Origin of the sequence: Paracoccus onchidii (assembly GCF_028294535.1) — a bacterium.
Lineage (GTDB): Bacteria > Pseudomonadota > Alphaproteobacteria > Rhodobacterales > Rhodobacteraceae > Paracoccus > Paracoccus onchidii.
The window spans coordinates 180059-198001 of the sequence record NZ_JAQBIE010000001.1; the positions used below are offsets into that span (position 1 = coordinate 180059).

Consider the following 17943-nt stretch of genomic DNA (forward strand, 5'->3'; position numbering starts at 1 on the left):
CTTGTGGTCAGAATCTTACCAAAGTCCGGCTTTCGAGGCTTTTGCGCACGGAGGTTATGCCGGGGTTCTCGACCAGATCGATCGCGCTGTGCGCCACGGATGGCAGGCCTCGATTGTCATATATGTTGAAATAGACGATCTCGTTCGGGTTCATGCAGGATTGATAGATCCATTCATGATGCTTGTTTGCGACAAGCCCCATGATGTTTCCGCGCCGGTCGGGATAGATCAGGTCGATCTTGATCCAGTCTTCATGCGGCACCGATGCGGGCCGAACAAACCCCAGAGGCGCACTGTTGATCGGGTTTTCCACCGGGCGCCATATATTGATGAACGCATAATGCCCGTCTTGCCAATCTGCTGCGCGTTGCGGCCCCAGCAGATCGACCAGCCGTTTTTCCGCGCCCTCGGGGCTATAGTCGCTATGGACGTTGCGGGCGGGTTTGCGATTGGCGTCGGGATCGTCGACGCGCAATGTGTGATCGAACACGATCACCTCACGTGCCGCCAGCCGATCTGTCAGCAATGCGGCCAGTTCGCGGTCATATTGCTGGCGCCAATCCTGCATATCGGAAAAATCAGTGATCGCGCTTGGATAGGTTTCAAAGGCAACGCCGTCGCGCGCATATATTGTCGACCCCGCAATGCGCAGATCGTTCAGGGTGATCTGGGTTTCGGCCAGTTCGGGCGAGATCAGATTGCCCGCCACCCCATCGGCATCGATGACGAATGATTGCCGGTAGGGGGCATGAACGTGATAATTGACGCGTCCTGTGTTCGACATGGTACGTGTTCCCTTTCTCTGTCCGCCCTGTGCCGGTCAGGCCAGATCGTCCTGGGCTTCGATGATGAAATGCGTCGACACGGATCCCTTGCTGCGCGCGCTAAGCCACGGTGCGTATTCGGGATCGTTCAGAAAGCTGAGCGCCGCCTCTTTCGAGGGCCATTCCAGAATGATGCGCATTCCAGCAGGCTGTTCGATGCCTTCCACCTGTTGGTGGTCGACGGTGCGTGCCAGATAGCGGCCACCATGTTTTGCAACAATGTCGTTGACCGAGTTGCGATAGCCTTCGACCCATGAAGTTTCGGTCGGAGTGACGGCGAGAACAGAATAGCAGGTCATCTTGCAGATCCTTTGAACGGATGGTTGCTTGTGAATGACCTCAATTTATTAGTTGCATAGCGTAAATAAATTGCCGAAATTCTGAATCATATTTCGCAATTTGGATATAATGATGGACACAGATGCGCTTCGACTGTTTGTGCTGGCCGCCGAAAAGCTGAACATCAGCGCGGCGGGACGCGCACTGGGTCTTGCGCCCGCGGTTGCGGGGGCGCGGCTGGCCAAGCTGGAAAATGCTGTTGGTGCGGATCTGTTGCATCGCTCGACCCGGAAGGTGTCCCTGTCGCTGGAAGGGGCGGAATTCCTGCCATATGCCCGCGAAATTCTGGCGCAAGAGGATGCGGGCCGTGCTGCATTGGGGATGGGTCAGGCCACGCCTCGGGGAACGTTGCGCTTCACCGCGCCCAGCACGTTTGCCCAATTGTATATCGCGCCGATCCTGCCGGACTTTCTGGCACGTTATCCTGACATGACGCTGGATCTGCGGTTGTCGGATTCCGTTTTCGACCTGATCGAGGGCAGCTTCGATCTGGCCATCCGCAATTCCGCGCTGGAAGATACCAGCCTCAAGGGGCGCAAGCTGGCCGACGACCGGCGGGTGCTTTGTGCAGCGCCGGAATATCTGACGCGGCACGGTCTGCCCGAACACCCTGATGACCTGATACGGCATCAGGTCATTGCCTTCAAGAACCAAAGCCCGCGCCCGCTGACCGGACCAAATGGCGAGTCCGCCGTGTTCGAGCCCGCGGCGTCGCATTGCCGGTTGGTGGTCGATGATGGCCTGACGCAAAAGCTGACCACCATGGCGGGGGCCGGGATTTCAATGAACTCTCGCTGGAGCGTTGCGGGCGAGTTGGCTTCGGGGCGGCTTGTCCAGGTCTTGCCAGACTACAGGATCGCCGACCGGTCGGTTCTGTGGCTGGTTTATCCGAAATCCAACGTGCTGTCCTTGAAGGTTCGGGTGTTCATGGATTACCTGATCGAGAGGATCGGAAAATCGCCGGACTGGGAATGAGCCGGCCCGCCGTCGCGGGATCGCCATGCAGGCAAGGGCGGTGCGATCTGTTTCACCGTCCTTGCCTTGTCTTGAATGAATGATCAGACGGTCGTGATGATGTCCGATTCGGGCAGGCGGGATTTCGGCAGGGCCTTGTTGTAATCGGCTTCCGGGTCCGCATAGCCGATCGGCACGACGAACAGGCTGGCATAGCCTTGTTCGCGCAGCCCGAATTCTTCGTCCAGAACGGTCGTGTCGATCCCCTCCATCGGCGTTGCGTCGATTCCCATGGCGGCAACCCCCAGCAGGAACTGGCCAAGGTTCAGATAGACCTGATGCGCCATCCATTGCGGGCCGTCGCCGATTTGCTGCTGATGGATGTTCAGAAACATTGTGCGGCCCTGGTGCATCGCGGGCTTGAAATCCGGATTTCCGTCGAAACGGCCGGCACGCTCTTCTTCCTTCAGCACCTTCAGCAGATAGTCTTCATCGGCTTCGATGCGGCTGGCGAATACGATCACATGCGACGCGTTCCGGATCGCAGGGGCATTGAAGGGAAATTTCTCGGCGGCGGCCTTGGCGACGCGTTCCTTGCCTGCGTCCGATTCAGCAATGATGAAATGCCACGGCTGCAGGTTGGTCGATGACGGGCTGTAGCGAAGAAGTTCACGCACCTTCTCCATATCCTCGTCCGAGATATGGCGCGGCGAATAGGCTTTTGCGGTGTGGCGAGATTTGGCGAAATCGGTGATGTGGATGGTCATGGACTCGTCTCCTGTGATTGGCCGGCCCGGAACGTTCGCCCGCTTTTCGCGATGCGTCAGGATCCGGCATAAGTGGTTAAATTTTCTGATGAAAACTCGGGTGTGTTCGACTGACTGTCAGGTCGATCTTTCGGCTTGGTCGGTGTTGATTGAACAGATAGGAGCGGCTGTAGACCCGGTAAACGGAGTTTTCGCGAAAACATAATTCGAGAATGTCGGATAATCGCGGCCGCCGCGCATCAGAAAGGCCCGAACCGTTTTGGTTCGGGCCGGTCATGGCAGTTGGGCAATGTGTGTGGACGCGAAGCGGGCGTCAGCGCCCGCCGAAAAACTCGGCGCTCAGCTGCTGACGCAACATAGCCTGATCTTCACGGATCATCGCCGGGATCAGGAAAAGGTCGATCACCGCCCAGACACAAACCAGGGCGATCGGAATCCATCCGATCAGGATTGGTGCCGTCAACCAGCCGATTCCCCAAAGGGCAAGCATGATGATGCCGCTCATGTAACGGCCCAGATACAGACGATGCGCGCCAAACCCCCAAAGCAGAATCGCAAGCAGATAGGCCACGAAAGGGGATTTTGATTCATTCGCGACCCGCTGTTCGATCAGCAATTGTTGTTCGATGCTCATGCGTATCCGATCCTTGCGGCGATCCTGTGGTTGGCATCCTTGAGATAGGCACAAACCCGGACCAAACAAGTGTCGGGCGCGATCGCAGGGACTGTCCGGCGGCCCCTACCAATCGTCGTCACCTTGGGGTAATTAGCCCGCAAAAGCGGCGCGCCGCACCGGAACGGAAGTTTGCGACATGAAATTCACGCTGTCCTGGCTCAGGGAACATCTGGAAACCAATGCCAGCCTTGGTGACATCACCGAGGCACTGACCGATCTTGGCCTTGAGGTCGAGGAGGTGACCGATCCTGCATCGAGGCTGGGCGGCTTTACGCTGGCCAAGGTCACGCATGCCGAACAGCATCCCGATGCAGATCGCCTTCGGGTTTGTCGCGTTCTGACGGATGAGGGCGAAAAGCAGATTGTTTGCGGTGCCCATAATGCCCGTGAGGGGATTACCGTCGTGCTGGCCAAGCCCGGCGATTATGTTCCCGGAATCGATGTCACGCTGAGCGTCGGCAAGATCCGTGGCGTCGAAAGCCACGGCATGATGGCCTCGGAGCGCGAGCTGGAGCTGTCGGACGAACATGACGGCATTATCGAGCTGCCTTCGGGTGAGGTCGGCCAGAGATTTGTCGACTGGTTGGCGGCGAACGCCCCCGACAAGATCGATCCGATGATCTATATCAAGATCACGCCAAACCGCCCCGATGCGTTGGGTGTTCGCGGAATCGCCCGCGATCTGGCCGCGCGGGGGCTGGGTGAGCTTCGGCCGTTGCGCCAAGCGGATATTGCGGCGGAATTCCCCTGCCCGGTGTCGGTGACCATCGACGAGGATGTCGCCGCCAGGGCACCGTTCTTCAGCGGCCGTCTGGTTCGCGGTGTCAAGAATGGCCCCAGCCCCGCATGGCTGCAAAAACGCCTGGTTGCGATTGGCTTGCGGCCGATCAACACGCTGGTCGATATCACGAATTTCTTCACCTATGATCTGAACCGTCCGCTGCATGTCTTCGATGCGTCCCGGATCAAGGGGGATCTGACGCTGCGCGCCGCAAAGGCAGGTGAACAGCTGCAGGCACTGGACGAAAAGACTTATGCCCTGCCGGAACATGCCGTGATCATCTGCGATGATAACGGTCCCGAGAGTATTGCCGGAATCATGGGGGGCGCCGCGTCGGGCGCGACCGATGACACCACCGATGTGTTTATCGAAGCGGCCTATTTCGATCCGATCGCAACTGCGGCGACGGGCCGTGCCATGAAGATCAACTCTGATGCGCGGTATCGCTTTGAACGCGGCATCGATCCCGCGTTCACGGTTCAGGGCCTGGATCTGGCAACGCAGATGGTCATCGATCTGTGCGGTGGCAAAGCATCCACGCTGGTGACGGCCGGTGCAATTCCAGATACCGCGCGGGCCTATCGCCTGGATCCTGCACGGACCAGCAGCCTTGTTGGGCTGGACATCCCCGAAGCTTCGCAGCGGGCATCGCTTGAGGCACTGGGTTTCCGGCTGGAAGGCGATATGGCGCATGTGCCCTCGTGGCGGCCGGATGTGTTGGGCGAGGCTGATCTGGTCGAGGAAATCGCACGGATCGCCAGCCTCACCAAGCTGGAGGGCAAGCCCTTGCCGCGACCACAGGCAGGTGTTCCGCGGCCCATCCTGACGCCGCTGCAAATGCGTGAGCGCGCGGCCCGCAGGCAGGCTGCCGCGTTGGGTTACAACGAATGCGTCACCTACAGTTTCATCGATGAGGCCGCGGCCCGTCTGTTTGGTGGTGGCGATGACGTTGTGCGCGTCGACAACCCGATCAGCAGCGAGATGACCCACCTGCGGCCCGACCTGCTGCCGGGCCTGTTGGCGGCCGCTGCACGCAATCAGGCGCGCGGTCATTCTGACCTGTCCCTGTTCGAGATCGGTCAGACTTTTTCAGGCGGCGAGCCGGGGGAGCAGGCGTTGCAGATTACCGGCCTTCTGGTGGGGGCACGGGCATCGCGCGATCCCTATGGCAGCCATCGCAAGGTGGATCTCTATGATGCCAAGGCGGACGCCGAAGCGGTGCTGAACGCCATTGGCGCCCCCGCCAGGGCGCAGATCAATCGCAAGCTGGATCCGTGGTGGCATCCGGGCCGTGCAGGAAATATCGCATTGGGGCCGAACATATTGGCCAGCTTCGGCGAGGTTCATCCGCGTGTTCTTCAGGCGTTGAACGTCAAGGGTGCGGCCGTGGCCTTTACGGTGCGCATCGAGAACGTGCCTTTCCCCAAGGCCAAGGCGGCGTCCCGTCCGGCATTGCAGCTGTCCGAGTTGCAGGCGGTCGATCGTGACTTTGCTTTTGTCGTGGCCCCGCAGGTCGAGGCCATGACGCTGGTCAATGCGGCACAGGGCGCAGACAAGGCGCTGATCCAATCGGTCAGCGTGTTCGACCAGTTTACCGGTCTGGAAGACGGCCGGAAATCGATTGCGATCACGGTGCGCCTGCAACCGCGCGACAAGACCTTGACCGATGCAGAAATCGAGGCCGTTGGGCAAAAGATCATCGACAAGGTTCAAAAGGCCACTGGCGGGACGTTGCGCGCCTGACTGTTTCTTGGTTTTGATTGATGACGGGCGTCGGCGGAAACCGGCGCCCGTTCGTATTCGCGCATGTCAGGCGCGATATGAAAAAGGCGGCGTCCAGATCGCGCCGGAATCGCCGTGCTGACAGGTTCGCCGCGTCGCACCTGATTGTCATCGCTGGGAATGATGGAGCGGGTGATGGGAATCGAACCCACGTATTCAGCTTGGAAGGCTGCTGCTCTACCATTGAGCTACACCCGCATCGAAGACGGTATATGACGCCCGCACCGTCGGTGCAAGTCGTTGCGGTCCGCAGATGGTTGTTTTGTGGCAGATTCTTGCACAAACCCTATCGGCGCGCGTTGAAAAAACGTTTCAGCAGCTCGCGCGACGGGGCTGAATCAATGTCGTCAAAGATGTCGGGACGATGATGGCATTGCGGATGATCGAACACGCGGGCACCGTGGTTCACGCCGCCCATCCTGACATCCTGCGCGCCGAAATACAGGGTTTCGATACGCGCGGCCGAGATCGCCGCCGCGCACATCGGGCAGGGTTCCAGCGTCACCCATAGCTTGTGGCCGGGCAGGCGCTCGGATCCGCGCAATGCGCATGCCTTTCGGATCGCCAGAATTTCGGCATGGGCCGTCGGGTCGCACAGCTCGCGGGTGCGGTTGCCTGCGCTGCTCAGGACCATCCCGTCAGGGGCTACGATCACCGCGCCAACCGGGACCTCGCCACGGTTCGCGGCGGCCTCGGCCTCTTTCAGGGCCAGCGCCATATGCGATGTGAAGGTCATATCCGCCATGCACTGGTCCGAATGCTGTGTCTTTGCATTCAAAAGAATCCTTCCCACATGCCCTTCATCGGCATAGAAGGCCATTTTTACCCCGCAGCGATGCGAAGGAGAACTCGCAATGACCGACAGCCCCGAAAATTCACAGAAACCCGCGAATGCGGATCGTATTGCCAAGGTCATGGCCCGCGCCGGCGTCGCAAGCCGCCGCGAGGCTGAGCGCATGATCGTGGAAGGTCGCGTCAGCGTCAACGGGCAGAAGATCAACAGCCCCGCCCTGGATGTCACACCGGCGGACAAGATCGTCGTGGATGGCAAAAAGCTGGACGAAAAACAGGAAACCCGCCTGTGGTTGTATTACAAACCGAACGGGCTGGTCACATCGGAATCCGATGAAAAGGGCCGCCAGACAATCTTTGATGCATTGCCGCGCGACCTGCCGCGGGTCATGACCGTCGGTCGTCTGGATCTCAATTCCGAAGGTTTGTTGCTTTTGACCAATGACGGCGAGCTGAAGCGCAGGCTTGAACTGCCGGCAACCGGCTGGCTCCGTCGTTATCGCGTTCGTGTTAACGGCACACCGAATGATCTGACATTCGATCCGTTGCGTCGTGGCGTCACCATAGATGGCGAAGATTTTGCGCCGATGGAAATCCGTCTGGACAGCCAGCAAGGGGCAAATGCCTGGGTCACGGTGGGGATCCGCGAGGGCCGCAACCGCGAGATCCGCCGGGCGATGGCGCATGTCGGTTTGCAGGTCAACCGGCTGATTCGAATCGGATACGGGCCGTTCAAGCTGGTCGGTTTGGAAAAGAATCAGGTGTCCGAGGTCAAGCGTCGGGTTCTGCGCGACCAGTTGGGTGGTCTGTTGACCGGCGAAACAACCGAGAAAGAGCGTGAGCTGCGCCCGCGGGGGGCGGACACCAAAGAGCGTGGTGACCGCCGCAATCATGCCGAGTCAGGGCGCGGGTTCCGCAAGGATGACGGGCAGCAGGATCGCCCGCGTCGTTTTTCGACGGGGCGCAGGCCGGATGATGCAGGCTTCGCCAAGCGCGGTCCCAGACAGGAATCCGAGGGTGACAATCGCCGCGGCCCCGGTGACAAGCGTTTCGGGGGCGCCTCCCCACGTTCAAACGAGGGCGGCGCGGACCGCCCACGTCGCGGTTTTTCGGGACGCTTCGACGACAAGGGGGGCGACAGGGCCGGGGGCAAACCGTTCAGAAAGCCATCAGGTGGCAAGCCCGGATTCAAATCCGATCGCGGTGGTTCTGATCGCAGCGGTCAGGACGCCTCCTCGCGCGATGGACGTCCCGGCGGTTTTTCACGCCCGGGCGGCAAGCCGGGCGGGCGCTTTTCCGGCAAGCCTGGCGGTGCAAATCGCGGCAAACCACGCGGTCCGAAAAGCTGAAAGACAGGCTGAGATTCAGGGGCACTTCAAGTGCCCCTTTTCATTTGGTCAGGATCAGCTTGCCAGCACGGGTGATCCGCAGTTGATAGATTTGTTCGTCAAGCACGATAAGCGCCTGATTTCCGCCCCGCGTCAATTCCGTAGCGTCATGTTGCGGCAGGCGCGCCAATACGCTGGTTGCGGGGCGGTTGAATTCGGATGGGCGGGTCGCGGTCATCATCGGCCTCATTGAACAGGTTCCAAGCTCTCGCAATGCTGACAAAATTTATCAGGTAAGTCAAAGTAAAAGAGTCGGAATTATCTGGGCCGATGAAATCAGTTCACGATTCGCCCATGCAGTCGGTCAACGTGCGGGCCAGATTCCGCATCAGGGTGGCATAGAAATCGGGTCCGCCCTCTAGTTCTGTGCCGGCCGGATCCAGTGCCGCGCCCAGTTTGGTTCCGCTGTTCTCGATGGCCGTTTCGATCAGTTTCGGGTCGTGGCCGGCTTCGGGAAAGGCGCAATTGACGCCGGTGTCGGCGATTCTTTCGCGGATTTCGCTCAGACGGGCCGCGGATGGGCTGGTAGCGTCGCCCAAAGACACGGCAATCGCGGGACGTAGCCCGAAATGCGTCGTGAAATAGCCGTATGCGTCGTGAAACACGACAAAGCTCTGGTCAGAGATGGGGGCAAGTTCGGCGTTCAGTTCTGCGTCCAGATCGCTCAGCCGGGTCGCTGCAGCCTCGGCGTTGGCTTTGTAAGCGTCGGCGTTTTCAGGGTCGAGGCGTGACAGTTCTTGCGCAATGGCCGCCAACCAGACCGGCCCGTTCTCGGGCGTCAGCCATGCATGCGGGTCGGTGCCGCTGTGATCGTGGTCATGACCATCATGTTCTGCATGTGCTTCATGTTCATGTTCGTCGTGACTATGTCCTTCGTGATCGTGATCGTGATCGTGATCATGTGCGGCGTGCCCGTGCTCGTCATGCTCTTCATGCGCATGGTCGTCATGTGCGGGATCATGTGCGTCGCCGGCGAAACCTTGCAGATGGGTTCCGGGCACATGGGTCAGTTGCAATTGTGATGCAGTGACGCCCGATACTGCACGTTCCAGCCAAGGGGTCAGTTCAGGGCCGGTCCAGATCACGGTATCTGCGGATTGCAGCTTGCGCGCATCCGACGGGCGCATCTGATAGTGATGCAGGCTGGCGCCCGAGGGAATCAGAACCGAAGGTTGGCCAAGATCTCCCATGACTTGCGCAACGAAAGATGCTGTGACCGCAGTATCCGCGACCACCGTCGGGGGGGCGGCCAGCGTCGGGGTTGCCAGACAGGCTGCGAATGCAGCGACCGAAAGATGAGCATGCATGGGAAATCGCCTTCTTGGATCGGTTGTGAAACCTGTGTAATCAATGTAATAAAATAACAAGTCAACCAGTTTTCAAAGGGTTTCCCTTGTGACGCAAGAACGAACCGGCGCGGGGGCCGCATTCGCGCCCCATGATCATCAACGCTGTCAGGCGGATGCCTTGCAGGTCGCAGAACAGCGGCTGGCGGCGAAAAAGGCGCGACTGACGCCGGTGCGCCGACGGACATTGGAACTGTTGCTGGAATCGCATCGGGCAATGGGCGCATATGAGGTTCTGGAACGCCTTGCTGCCGAAGGCTATGGTAGCCAGCCGCCTGTTGCCTACCGGGCGCTGGAGTTTCTGGTCCAGCACGGCCTGGCGCATCGCCTGCAGCGGCTGAATGCCTTTGCGGCCTGTTTGCACCCGGAATGCGAACATGCGCCTGCCTTCCTGATCTGTCGGGTTTGCAGCAAGTTGGCCGAAGTTCCGGCCGGGTATTTGCAGGATGAGCTGGGCGAATTGTCGCAGGACAACGGATTCACGATCGAACGGCTGACTGTCGAGGCTGTCGGGCTTTGCGCGGGCTGCGCAAAGGCAGGTGCTGCGTGACGCCGTTGATCAAGGCCAGCAACCTGTCGATCCATCGCAGCGGGACTACGGAAGCGGTTTTGAAGCAGGTCGATTTTTCCATTCGTCCGGGAGAAATCGTGACCGTGGTGGGACCGAACGGGTCGGGAAAGTCTTCGCTGATTCGCGCGCTTCTGGGGCATATGCCCTTGGCGTCGGGCGGGGTGGCGCGCAAGGCGGGGCTGCGGATCGGCTATGTGCCACAAAAGCTGCAACTGGACAGTGCGATCCCGATGACGGTTCGCCGTTTCTTGTCCCTGCCACGCCGCGTCAGCGATTCCGTGGCCAGAACCGCGCTGGAGACAACAGGTGTGCCGGGTATCGAGCAACGACAGCTGACGCGCCTTTCGGGCGGCCAGTTTCAGCGCGTGCTTCTGGCGCGGGCGCTGCTGCATGAACCCGATCTTCTGGTTCTGGATGAGCCGACGCAGGGGCTGGATCAACCGGGTATCGTGGCCTTTTACCAGTTGATCGAAGATGTGCGCCAAAAGACCGGCGCGGCTATCCTGCTGGTCAGCCACGATTTGCTGGTGGTCATGCGGGCCTCGGATCGGGTCATTTGCCTGAACGGGCATATTTGCTGCGAAGGAACCCCAGAAGATGTCAGCGTCGACCCGGCCTATCATGCCCTGTTTGGCAGCGGTGCGCGGGGCACCCTTGCGCTGTATCACCATCACCACGATCACGACCACGGCGCGGTATGCGAGCCGAAATTGGGGCAGGGCGGGTTCTCGGTTTCTGCCAATGATACCCATGTGACGGAACAAACGCGTGCTTGACGATTTTCTTATCCGCGCGCTGTTGGCCGGGCTTGGGTTGGCCCTGGTGACCGGCCCCCTTGGCAGTTTTGTCGTCTGGCGGCGCATGGCCTATTTCGGTGATTCGACGGCGCATGCCTCGATTCTGGGGGTGGCGATCAGTCTTGCGTTTCACATGTCGATCTATCTTGGCACGCTATCCGTTGCGATCGCGATGGCGGTGCTGGTGACGGTGCTGACCAATCGCGGTCAGGCGATGGATACCGTTCTGGGCGTTCTGGCGCATTCCGCACTGGCCTTCGGCCTGGTTGCCATCAGCTTTGTGCCTTCGGCCCGCAGCGATCTGAGCGCGTTTTTGTTTGGCGACATCCTGGCGGTGCAGCGTTTCGACCTTGCTCTGATATGGGCTGGGGCCCTGTGCGTGCTTGCGCTGCTGTGCTGGCGATGGCAGCGTATGGTCACTGCCACCGTCAATGAAGAACTGGCGATGGCGGCGGGCATCGACCCGCGACTTGAACGGCTGATCCTGTCCCTTGCGCTGGCGGTCGTGGTCGCACTGGCGATCCGTGTTGTCGGGTCCTTGTTGATTTCGGCATTGCTGATCGTTCCGGCTGCGGCGGCGCGCGGGCGGGTTTCAACCCCAGAGAAAATGGCCCTTCTGGCGACGGGAATCGCGGTGATTTCCGTGGCGTCGGGCCTGTGGGCCAGCCTGCAATTCGACAGCCCCACGGGACCGTCGATCGTGTCGGCATCCGCGGTTTATTTTGCAATCGCGCAAATTTTTCGTCGCGTTTAGGCCGGGTTTGACGCAGACTTATGCTATTGGCACGCCAAGGGAACCTGCGCGCTCCGGAAGTGTTGGCCAATATGCAACAGTGGACACAAGCCCTAGGGGGAATTGATTTAATGCTGCTTTTCAACCGTCCGGGATTGTGTAACTGTCTCTTCGATGTTGCCGGAAACGGCAGCTTTCAAATGTAACGGAGCATGATCATGACCAAATTCGCTACTTTCGCTGCCGCTCTCGGCCTGACCGCAACCTCGGCTCTGGCTGGTGGCTATGTTGCACCCGTCGTCGACGTCGAGCCCGTCGTCATCGAAGAAGAGCCCGCGTCCTCGAACGCTGGCCTGGTGATCCCCGCCCTGCTGCTGCTGGGCGTGATCGCTGCTGTTGCTTCGGACGACGACGACAGCTGATTACGGAACAGGTCGGTTTATCCGGTCTGTTTTGAAGGGGGTTGGCCTGGTGCCAGCCCCCTTTACTTTTTTGGGTGCTATCGCTTTGGGCGCGGGCCTGCATGCGATCATGCTGGACGTTTGATCGGGACCTCCGGGGAGCGTCTCTTTTTTTGCAGATTGCGCGCGTGGCGCGTCTCTGTTCGCAGCAGGCCATGTCCCGACATCTTCGAAAAGCTGGGCATCATCCATGACACTGCGCTGATGTGCGGTGGCTTCGAGATCCCGCGAAAAGATTATGCTCTTTCGGCAGGTCAAATAAAAAAGGCCGCGTGAAGGGCGGCCTTTTCCATGGAGGTCAGGGGAACAGTGCTTAGGGGCGCAGGGTCTGGACGGTGACATATCCCAGTGCCGGTCCCACCCATTGGCGCGACACGGCGATCTGTCCGCCCTGGGTCATATAGCTGTTCTGGAAGCTGGTGTCGTGCCCTTCACAGCTTTCGATCGTCACGCCGGGCTTTGGGCCCGCGCCAACTGTGCAGGTGAATTGCAGCGGACGTTCCTTGCCGTCACCCGAGTAATAGCGCATGACGCGCTGCGCTGTGCCTGTGCGGCCCGCACGGATCAGGGCTTCGGTCTGGGGTTCCGCGACCGACAGGTCATTACCCAGTCCTCGCGTGCCGACCAACATGCCACCGCGCATGATCAGCGCCTCTTCCGAGGGCGTCATATAGGTCCGTTGGCCGCCGTTCTGACCGGTCATGGCCATGATCTGCGTACGGCCCAGACCTTCGAAACCGACCTGGATCAGCGGGGCAGGATTGACGCGCAGCGCCTCGGCTGCCGCTTCCTGAGGCGATTTCGGCGGTGCCTTCGGCGCTTCGGTCTTGGCGGCGCTGCGCGAGATGGCCGCATCGGTCGCGGTTTTCAGCAGCACATCGATTGCGGCACCGCTGGCCCCATCGCCGGTATCGTTGCCACAGGCTGACAGCATCGCCAGCAGGGTCGCTGCGATTGCGGTATTGCGAGCCATGTTCATCGCCAGAACCTCCCCCAGCCTTCGTAAAGTTTGACCGAATGGGTGTCGCGCACCTTGTCGTACAGGCGGCCATCCACCTGCACCCGAGAGCCGCCGTCGCGTGACAACGAACGGATGGTCGTGCTTGCGCGGTCGCGTGACGGTGTTCCAGTTGCCCAGCTGACCGGGATGGACAGGGTGATGCCCTTGTCGAAGGAGCCTTCGCCGAATTCTTCGTCGCTGAGATCGGTCTTGGTCGCAAATGCGCCGACCTGCCAGCCATTTGCGAATTCACGCGTCAAGGACACGGTCGCGCCCTTGTCACCGGCGAGGTATTTGCCGACGTCCAGTTGCGCGGTGAAGCCTTCGGCGAATTCGTAATAGGCCGAAACGAAGCCGGTCGTGACCTCATAATCACGGAAATCGAACAGCACGTCGAAATCGCGTTTGCGGACGCGGTTGATTTCCGCCCCGAAAGCCAGCGGTGAATTCACCGGCTTCCACAGTGCCTCGGCGGAAACGCCGCCATAGGCGCGTTCCAGAAGGCCCGCCGTCACACGGGTATAGATCTGCTCGGAGGGGCGGGCATACCAGGCCAGGGTCAGCTCGGGGATCGTGGGGGACGTGTTGCCGGTATACATCCGCGTATCCGAACGCACCCGTGGCACCCCTTCCGGGGTGGTTTCCAGGCTTGGATCGGCTTCGTATTCCTCGGGCGTATAGTGGTCGCCGCGTTGGCCATTGTTCAACGAGGCCGGGATGCCGGGGCCGCGCTGCTCCATGTCGCCAAAGGCGCGTTGACGCAGGGTGCCGCTGAAGATCAGTCCGGGCATCAGCTCATAGTTGATACGTGCCTCGGCACCGACCTCGTAGCGCAGTGGCTCTTCGGGGTCGAAAAGGCCCAGGTCGAGATAGGGGCTGATCCGCCAACGAAAGCGCGGATACATCCCCTCGGAATAGACCAGGTCTGCGGGGCGCGGTTGGGCATCGCCAAGCGCCGCAGCGGATGCAATCTGGCCTGCCTCGGTATTTTCAAGGCGTTCGACATCGGAACGGCGCAACGTGACCGATGATGTCGGCACGCCATCAGCCGACGATGTGATGACCAGCGTCTCGACCGAGGGCGGCAAGGCGCGCGTCATCAGGCGGGCGGTGCGGCCGATGGCTTCGGCCTGTTGGATATAGCGTTGGTTGCGGATGCGAACCTCGGCACGATTCGAGGACAGGGCCATTGCCTCGAGAACCTGCCCTTCTTCGGCAAGGGCATCGCCCAGAACCTTCTGGATGGCGGGCTGTGCAGTCGGGTCCTGCGCCCATTGCCCCGACCAGCCTTCCGGGTCCGCCGATGGCGCGGGGCGCGGACGCACCGGCGCGGGCGCCTTTTCCAACCCTGACGGATAAGGGGCCTGACGGGGGTTCAGCGCAAATGAGAACTGCGCCCCGACGGTGTTGCCACCGATCGTGTAAAGGCCGACTTCGTAATTTTCACCGAATTTGTAATAGGCGGCCAGGTTGAAATTGCTGTCGGGCGCTTTGCCACCTTCCTGGAAGGTGCGGATGTGATTGCCGTTGTCATAGCGGGCGACATATTCGTCATTCGAATATTCGGCAACAAGGCTCAGGCTTTCGGTTGTCTGCCAGCTGATCGAGCCAAAGGGCTTGGGGCTGCCGCTGAACCAGTTTTCGACGGTGGGTTTGCCGCCGGTATCGGTCGAATCGATGGTGCGGGGCTTGCCCGCCAGCGTGCCCCATCCGAGACCGGCCGAGGCGCGAATGCGCGGCGTCAGGTTCTTGGTCGCAACGATATATTCGCCCGAATAGACGCCGGTTCCCAGAAAGTCCTGCAACCCGACGGCTACCGCCGGGCGCCAGCCTTCAGGATCTTCGTCAAGGAACTTGAAACGCAGATCGAACGAGCGATCGTAGATATGATCCGGGCTGTTGTAATCCGGGATGCCCTCGACCCGCGAATAACGCAGCACGGTTGTCAGGCGCGGCATTGCCTGAAACACCACATTGGTGCGTCGACCGTAATCCGAATAGGACACGCTGGCACCCAGGGTGCCGTCGGGGAACATTTCGGCGGTCGGTGTGTCGATGCCGCCGGGCAGGCCATAGGTCGACACGTTCTGTCCCAGCACCGGTTCGGCGATTGCCGTCGACGAGACGGACCCCAACAGAACGGCAGCAGGAAGGGTTGTCGCCATCAGGCGCCTGAGTAACAGAGAGCGTCGCATCGGGATTTCCCTCGTTCAGCGTTTTAACGGGATCATAACCGGCTAGGCCGCGAATTGCAGCCCGCCAGCATCACGTGACCGGCGGGGTGCGTCATCTAAGCCGCAGGGGATCCCTATTCGTCTTCCGTGGTCGCTTCGACGTCGGCAGGCACGGCTGGGGTGACGGCGGGCGGGGTCGAGGGCAGCGCAATCGCCGGGGCCGGAACCGCAGGCGTGGCCGGGGCAGCGGGCGTGGTTGCCGTTTCGGCTGCGGGTTGCGGCGTGGTCGGAGCCTCGGTTTCGGTGCTGCTGTCGGTCGATGACGCCTCGGCTGCGGTCTCGGTCTCGGTCACGGCAGCTGCTGCGGCGGGGGCTGTTGCGGGGCGTGTCGGGGCTGGTTTCGGCGCGGCTGCCGGCTGCGATCGGCGCGGCGCAGCCGGGGCCGGTGCCTTGGTGGCGGCGACAGCGTTGGCGACCTCGGCCGAGGCCGGGCTTGCACAGCCACTATTGCTGCGTCCTGAAACGGTCAGGGTTGCAGTAAAGGGGAATTTCTCGTCAGACATGGTGTCCTGACAGGCCGCGCCGCGAATGTTCAGCACGAAGGGGCGACCGCTCAAAACCCCGACATATTCCACGCCTTTGTCAAATGTCAGCCGGTTAACGCGGATGGCACGGCCTTTTTGATTGCCCGGCGTCTTGTAGATGGCCGTTCCGCCAGCGACATCGACGGCCCAGAATGGCTCGTTGCCGCGGGCGCTGAAGGCGCCTGTGCTGTTGGTCGTGCCTTCGGCGGTGGCCACGGCCTTGCCCGGAGCCTCGCCGGTTTCGATGGGCTGTTCCAGCGGAGAAACGCTTGGCGGGCCTTTATGGCCTTCGACCTGTGCGTCCTGCTGCGAGCCGAGGCCGGGGATGCCGGTGCCCTCGCAAGCGGCAAGTGGCAGGGTCAAAAGAGCGATGAGTGCGAGACGCGGAGACATCGGACGGCCTTCTTGTTATGGATCACTGTCGCACACAGCGTTAGCAACGGGCGCGCCTCGGGGCAAGCATCGTCGAAACGGGGCGGCGACAGATCGCCGCAGGTCCGATCAGCAATTCGGGATGTTCACCGCCAGTCCGCCCAATGAGGTTTCCTTGTATTTCTCGCTCATGTCGCGGCCGGTCTGACGCATGGTCTCGATCGCGGCATCCAGCGGAACAAGGTGCTGGCCGTCGCCGCGCATGGCCAGGCTGGCCGCGCTGACTGCCTTGATGGCGCCCAATCCGTTGCGTTCGATACAGGGAACCTGAACCAGTCCCTTCACGGGGTCGCAGGTCATGCCCAAGTGGTGTTCAAGCGCGATTTCCGCAGCGTTTTCGATTTGTTGCGGCGACCCGCCCAAGACCGCGGCAAGGCCCGCCGCCGCCATGGCACTGGCGCTGCCGACCTCGGCCTGACATCCGCATTCGGCGCCCGAAATGCTGGCGTTATGCTTGATCAGCCCGCCGATCGCCGCAGCCGTCAACAGGAAATCGGGCAATTCACGCTCCGTGGCACCGGGCACGTGATCCAGCCAATACCGGATCACTGCGGGCACGACCCCCGCAGCCCCGTTTGTCGGAGCGGTAACCACCTGACCTCCGGCGGCGTTTTCCTCGTTTACGGCCATGGCATAAACCGACATCCAGTCATTGATCACATGCGGAGCGGTCAGGTTCATGCCGCGCTCGGCCAAGAGCTTCTCGTGAATGCCGGCGGCGCGGCGTTTGACATTCAGGCCGCCGGGCAACACGCCGGAGGTCGCCAACCCCCGGTTCATGCAATCACGCATGACCCGCCAGATTTCCGACAACCCGTCACGCAGCGCCAGATCAGAGATGAAGGCCAGTTCATTAGCGCGCTTCATCTGGGCAATGGACTGGCCCGAACGTGCTGACATTTCCAGCATTTCGGCGGCGCTGGCGAATGGAAACGGCAATTGGGCGGCATCGTCGCTGCGATCTTCGTCGCCTTGGCGGGCCAATTCCTCATCGGTCAGGACAAAGCCACCCCCGACCGAATAGTAAATCCGGTGAAAGATGACATCGCCTTGGGCATCGGTTGCCGACAGGGTCATGCCGTTCGCGTGCCCCGGCAGGGGTTTGTCGAAATCGAAGCGCAAATCCCGGTCGGGGTCAAAGTGCAGATCGCCCAGACCTTCCGGGCAGAGCATCTTGTTCTGGCGATTTTCGGCCAGCGCACGTTCTGCGGCATCGGCATCGATCGTGGCCGGCACGAACCCGGCAAGGCCAAGGATGGTGGCGCGATCGGTGGCATGTCCCTTGCCGGTAAAGGCCAGGCTGCCATGCAGGCTTGCGCAAAGGCCGGTGGCGCGAAACGGCTGCTGGCGCAGTTCTTCCAGGAAACGCGCACCGGCGACCATCGGCCCCATCGTATGCGACGATGATGGCCCAACCCCGACTTTGAACAGATCGAAGACCGAAAGGAACATGCTGACCCCTTGCAAATGTCCGGGTATCTAATCAGTTCACTCCGGTGGTTGCCATCATGAATGCGACGCTTGGGATGGGTGACCACGACA

Annotated in this window: 18 protein-coding genes and 1 tRNA gene; 7 read left to right on the top strand and 12 right to left on the bottom strand. The window is 60.9% G+C overall.

What is annotated here, in order from left to right:
- Nucleotides 1-7: 7 nt before the first annotated feature.
- Together PAF17_RS00895 and PAF17_RS00900 are read right to left on the bottom strand one after the other, a co-directional pair.
- Entirely contained in the window at nt 8-784 is a 777-nt protein-coding gene (locus tag PAF17_RS00895) for a CmcJ/NvfI family oxidoreductase (protein WP_271887193.1), read from the bottom strand.
- Nucleotides 785-820: 36 nt separating this feature from the next.
- Nucleotides 821-1123: a DUF1330 domain-containing protein gene (locus PAF17_RS00900; RefSeq protein WP_271887194.1), complete on the bottom strand. Its 303-nt coding sequence runs from the start codon at nt 1121-1123 to the stop codon at nt 821-823.
- Between the two features lie 112 nt (nt 1124-1235).
- Between PAF17_RS00900 and PAF17_RS00905 the strand changes: the two genes are divergently transcribed.
- Nucleotides 1236-2138, top strand: coding sequence for a LysR family transcriptional regulator (locus tag PAF17_RS00905; RefSeq protein ID WP_271887195.1), 903 nt, complete (start codon nt 1236-1238; stop codon nt 2136-2138).
- An 83-nt stretch (nt 2139-2221) separates the two neighbouring features.
- On the opposite strand, the gene nfsB is transcribed toward PAF17_RS00905, so the two are convergent.
- Both nfsB and PAF17_RS00915 read right to left on the bottom strand, forming a co-directional pair.
- Nucleotides 2222-2884, bottom strand: a complete 663-nt coding sequence (nfsB, locus tag PAF17_RS00910; protein WP_271887196.1) for an oxygen-insensitive NAD(P)H nitroreductase — start codon at nt 2882-2884, stop codon at nt 2222-2224.
- Nucleotides 2885-3197: 313 nt separating this feature from the next.
- Nucleotides 3198-3518: a TM2 domain-containing protein gene (locus PAF17_RS00915; protein WP_271887197.1), complete on the bottom strand. Its 321-nt coding sequence runs from the start codon at nt 3516-3518 to the stop codon at nt 3198-3200.
- Between the two features lie 178 nt (nt 3519-3696).
- Between PAF17_RS00915 and pheT the strand changes: the two genes are divergently transcribed.
- Nucleotides 3697-6084 carry a phenylalanine--tRNA ligase subunit beta gene (gene pheT / locus PAF17_RS00920; protein ID WP_271887198.1) on the top strand — a complete coding sequence of 796 codons (2388 nt, stop codon included), beginning with the start codon at nt 3697-3699 and terminating at the stop codon, nt 6082-6084.
- Between the two features lie 163 nt (nt 6085-6247).
- Here pheT and PAF17_RS00925 read toward each other — a convergent pair.
- Nucleotides 6248-6321: transfer RNA gene (locus PAF17_RS00925), tRNA-Gly, on the bottom strand.
- 88 nt (nt 6322-6409) lie between these two features.
- Nucleotides 6410-6859 carry a nucleoside deaminase gene (locus PAF17_RS00930; RefSeq protein WP_271887312.1) on the bottom strand — a complete coding sequence of 150 codons (450 nt, stop codon included), beginning with the start codon at nt 6857-6859 and terminating at the stop codon, nt 6410-6412.
- Nucleotides 6860-6977: 118 nt separating this feature from the next.
- On the opposite strand from PAF17_RS00930, the gene PAF17_RS00935 reads away from it, so the two are divergent.
- Complete coding sequence (locus tag PAF17_RS00935; protein WP_271887199.1) at nt 6978-8264, top strand: pseudouridine synthase; 1287 nt, start codon at nt 6978-6980, stop codon at nt 8262-8264.
- A gap of 40 nt (nt 8265-8304) precedes the next feature.
- Here PAF17_RS00935 and hemP read toward each other — a convergent pair whose 3' ends face one another.
- On the bottom strand, nt 8305-8481 hold the full coding sequence (gene hemP / locus PAF17_RS00940; RefSeq protein ID WP_271887200.1) for a hemin uptake protein HemP: 177 nt from the start codon (nt 8479-8481) through the stop codon (nt 8305-8307).
- A 103-nt stretch (nt 8482-8584) separates the two neighbouring features.
- Nucleotides 8585-9610 carry a zinc ABC transporter substrate-binding protein gene (locus tag PAF17_RS00945; RefSeq protein WP_271887201.1) on the bottom strand — a complete coding sequence of 342 codons (1026 nt, stop codon included), beginning with the start codon at nt 9608-9610 and terminating at the stop codon, nt 8585-8587.
- An 88-nt stretch (nt 9611-9698) separates the two neighbouring features.
- On the opposite strand from PAF17_RS00945, the gene PAF17_RS00950 reads away from it, so the two are divergent.
- From PAF17_RS00950 to PAF17_RS00965, 4 genes are all read left to right on the top strand, one after another.
- Nucleotides 9699-10199: a Fur family transcriptional regulator gene (locus PAF17_RS00950; protein ID WP_271887202.1), complete on the top strand. Its 501-nt coding sequence runs from the start codon at nt 9699-9701 to the stop codon at nt 10197-10199.
- A complete protein-coding gene (locus PAF17_RS00955) occupies nt 10196-10996 on the top strand; it encodes a metal ABC transporter ATP-binding protein (RefSeq protein WP_271887203.1) in 801 nt (266 codons plus the stop codon). Before PAF17_RS00950 ends, PAF17_RS00955 begins: the two co-directional genes overlap by 4 nt.
- Nucleotides 10989-11771 (top strand): metal ABC transporter permease, encoded by a 783-nt coding sequence (locus PAF17_RS00960; RefSeq protein WP_271887204.1) that lies wholly within the window; start codon nt 10989-10991, stop codon nt 11769-11771. The genes PAF17_RS00955 and PAF17_RS00960 overlap by 8 nt, the downstream gene beginning before the upstream one ends.
- Nucleotides 11772-11968: 197 nt before the next feature.
- Complete coding sequence (locus PAF17_RS00965; RefSeq protein ID WP_408636351.1) at nt 11969-12172, top strand: hypothetical protein; 204 nt, start codon at nt 11969-11971, stop codon at nt 12170-12172.
- Between the two features lie 352 nt (nt 12173-12524).
- On the opposite strand, the gene PAF17_RS00970 is transcribed toward PAF17_RS00965, so the two are convergent.
- The 4 genes from PAF17_RS00970 to PAF17_RS00985 all read right to left on the bottom strand — a co-directional run bounded on the left by PAF17_RS00970 (nt 12525) and on the right by PAF17_RS00985 (nt 17853).
- The gene (locus PAF17_RS00970) at nt 12525-13184 is read right to left on the bottom strand and encodes a YjbF family lipoprotein (RefSeq protein ID WP_271887206.1); all 660 of its coding nucleotides are present in this window, start codon (nt 13182-13184) and stop codon (nt 12525-12527) included.
- A gap of 2 nt (nt 13185-13186) precedes the next feature.
- Nucleotides 13187-15376 carry a YjbH domain-containing protein gene (locus tag PAF17_RS00975; RefSeq protein ID WP_271887207.1) on the bottom strand — a complete coding sequence of 730 codons (2190 nt, stop codon included), beginning with the start codon at nt 15374-15376 and terminating at the stop codon, nt 13187-13189.
- Nucleotides 15377-15519: 143 nt separating this feature from the next.
- Entirely contained in the window at nt 15520-16362 is an 843-nt protein-coding gene (locus PAF17_RS00980) for a COG3650 family protein (RefSeq protein WP_271887208.1), read from the bottom strand.
- Between the two features lie 108 nt (nt 16363-16470).
- Complete coding sequence (locus tag PAF17_RS00985; protein ID WP_271887209.1) at nt 16471-17853, bottom strand: L-serine ammonia-lyase; 1383 nt, start codon at nt 17851-17853, stop codon at nt 16471-16473.
- Nucleotides 17854-17943: the final 90 nt, after the last annotated feature.

Coding starts and splice junctions, on each gene's coding strand:
- pheT (WP_271887198.1), top strand. CDS start 3,697: ATGAAATTCACGCTGTCCTGGCTCAGGGAACATCTGGAAACCAATGCC.
- PAF17_RS00985 (WP_271887209.1), bottom strand. CDS start 17,853: ATGTTCCTTTCGGTCTTCGATCTGTTCAAAGTCGGGGTTGGGCCATCA.
- PAF17_RS00965 (WP_408636351.1), top strand. CDS start 11,969: ATGACCAAATTCGCTACTTTCGCTGCCGCTCTCGGCCTGACCGCAACC.
- PAF17_RS00900 (WP_271887194.1), bottom strand. CDS start 1,123: ATGACCTGCTATTCTGTTCTCGCCGTCACTCCGACCGAAACTTCATGG.
- PAF17_RS00930 (WP_271887312.1), bottom strand. CDS start 6,859: ATGACCTTCACATCGCATATGGCGCTGGCCCTGAAAGAGGCCGAGGCC.
- PAF17_RS00975 (WP_271887207.1), bottom strand. CDS start 15,376: ATGGCGACAACCCTTCCTGCTGCCGTTCTGTTGGGGTCCGTCTCGTCG.
- PAF17_RS00935 (WP_271887199.1), top strand. CDS start 6,978: ATGACCGACAGCCCCGAAAATTCACAGAAACCCGCGAATGCGGATCGT.
- nfsB (WP_271887196.1), bottom strand. CDS start 2,884: ATGACCATCCACATCACCGATTTCGCCAAATCTCGCCACACCGCAAAA.
- PAF17_RS00945 (WP_271887201.1), bottom strand. CDS start 9,610: ATGCATGCTCATCTTTCGGTCGCTGCATTCGCAGCCTGTCTGGCAACC.
- PAF17_RS00915 (WP_271887197.1), bottom strand. CDS start 3,518: ATGAGCATCGAACAACAATTGCTGATCGAACAGCGGGTCGCGAATGAA.
- PAF17_RS00905 (WP_271887195.1), top strand. CDS start 1,236: ATGGACACAGATGCGCTTCGACTGTTTGTGCTGGCCGCCGAAAAGCTG.
- PAF17_RS00895 (WP_271887193.1), bottom strand. CDS start 784: ATGTCGAACACAGGACGCGTCAATTATCACGTTCATGCCCCCTACCGG.
- PAF17_RS00980 (WP_271887208.1), bottom strand. CDS start 16,362: ATGTCTCCGCGTCTCGCACTCATCGCTCTTTTGACCCTGCCACTTGCC.
- PAF17_RS00970 (WP_271887206.1), bottom strand. CDS start 13,184: ATGGCTCGCAATACCGCAATCGCAGCGACCCTGCTGGCGATGCTGTCA.
- hemP (WP_271887200.1), bottom strand. CDS start 8,481: ATGACCGCGACCCGCCCATCCGAATTCAACCGCCCCGCAACCAGCGTA.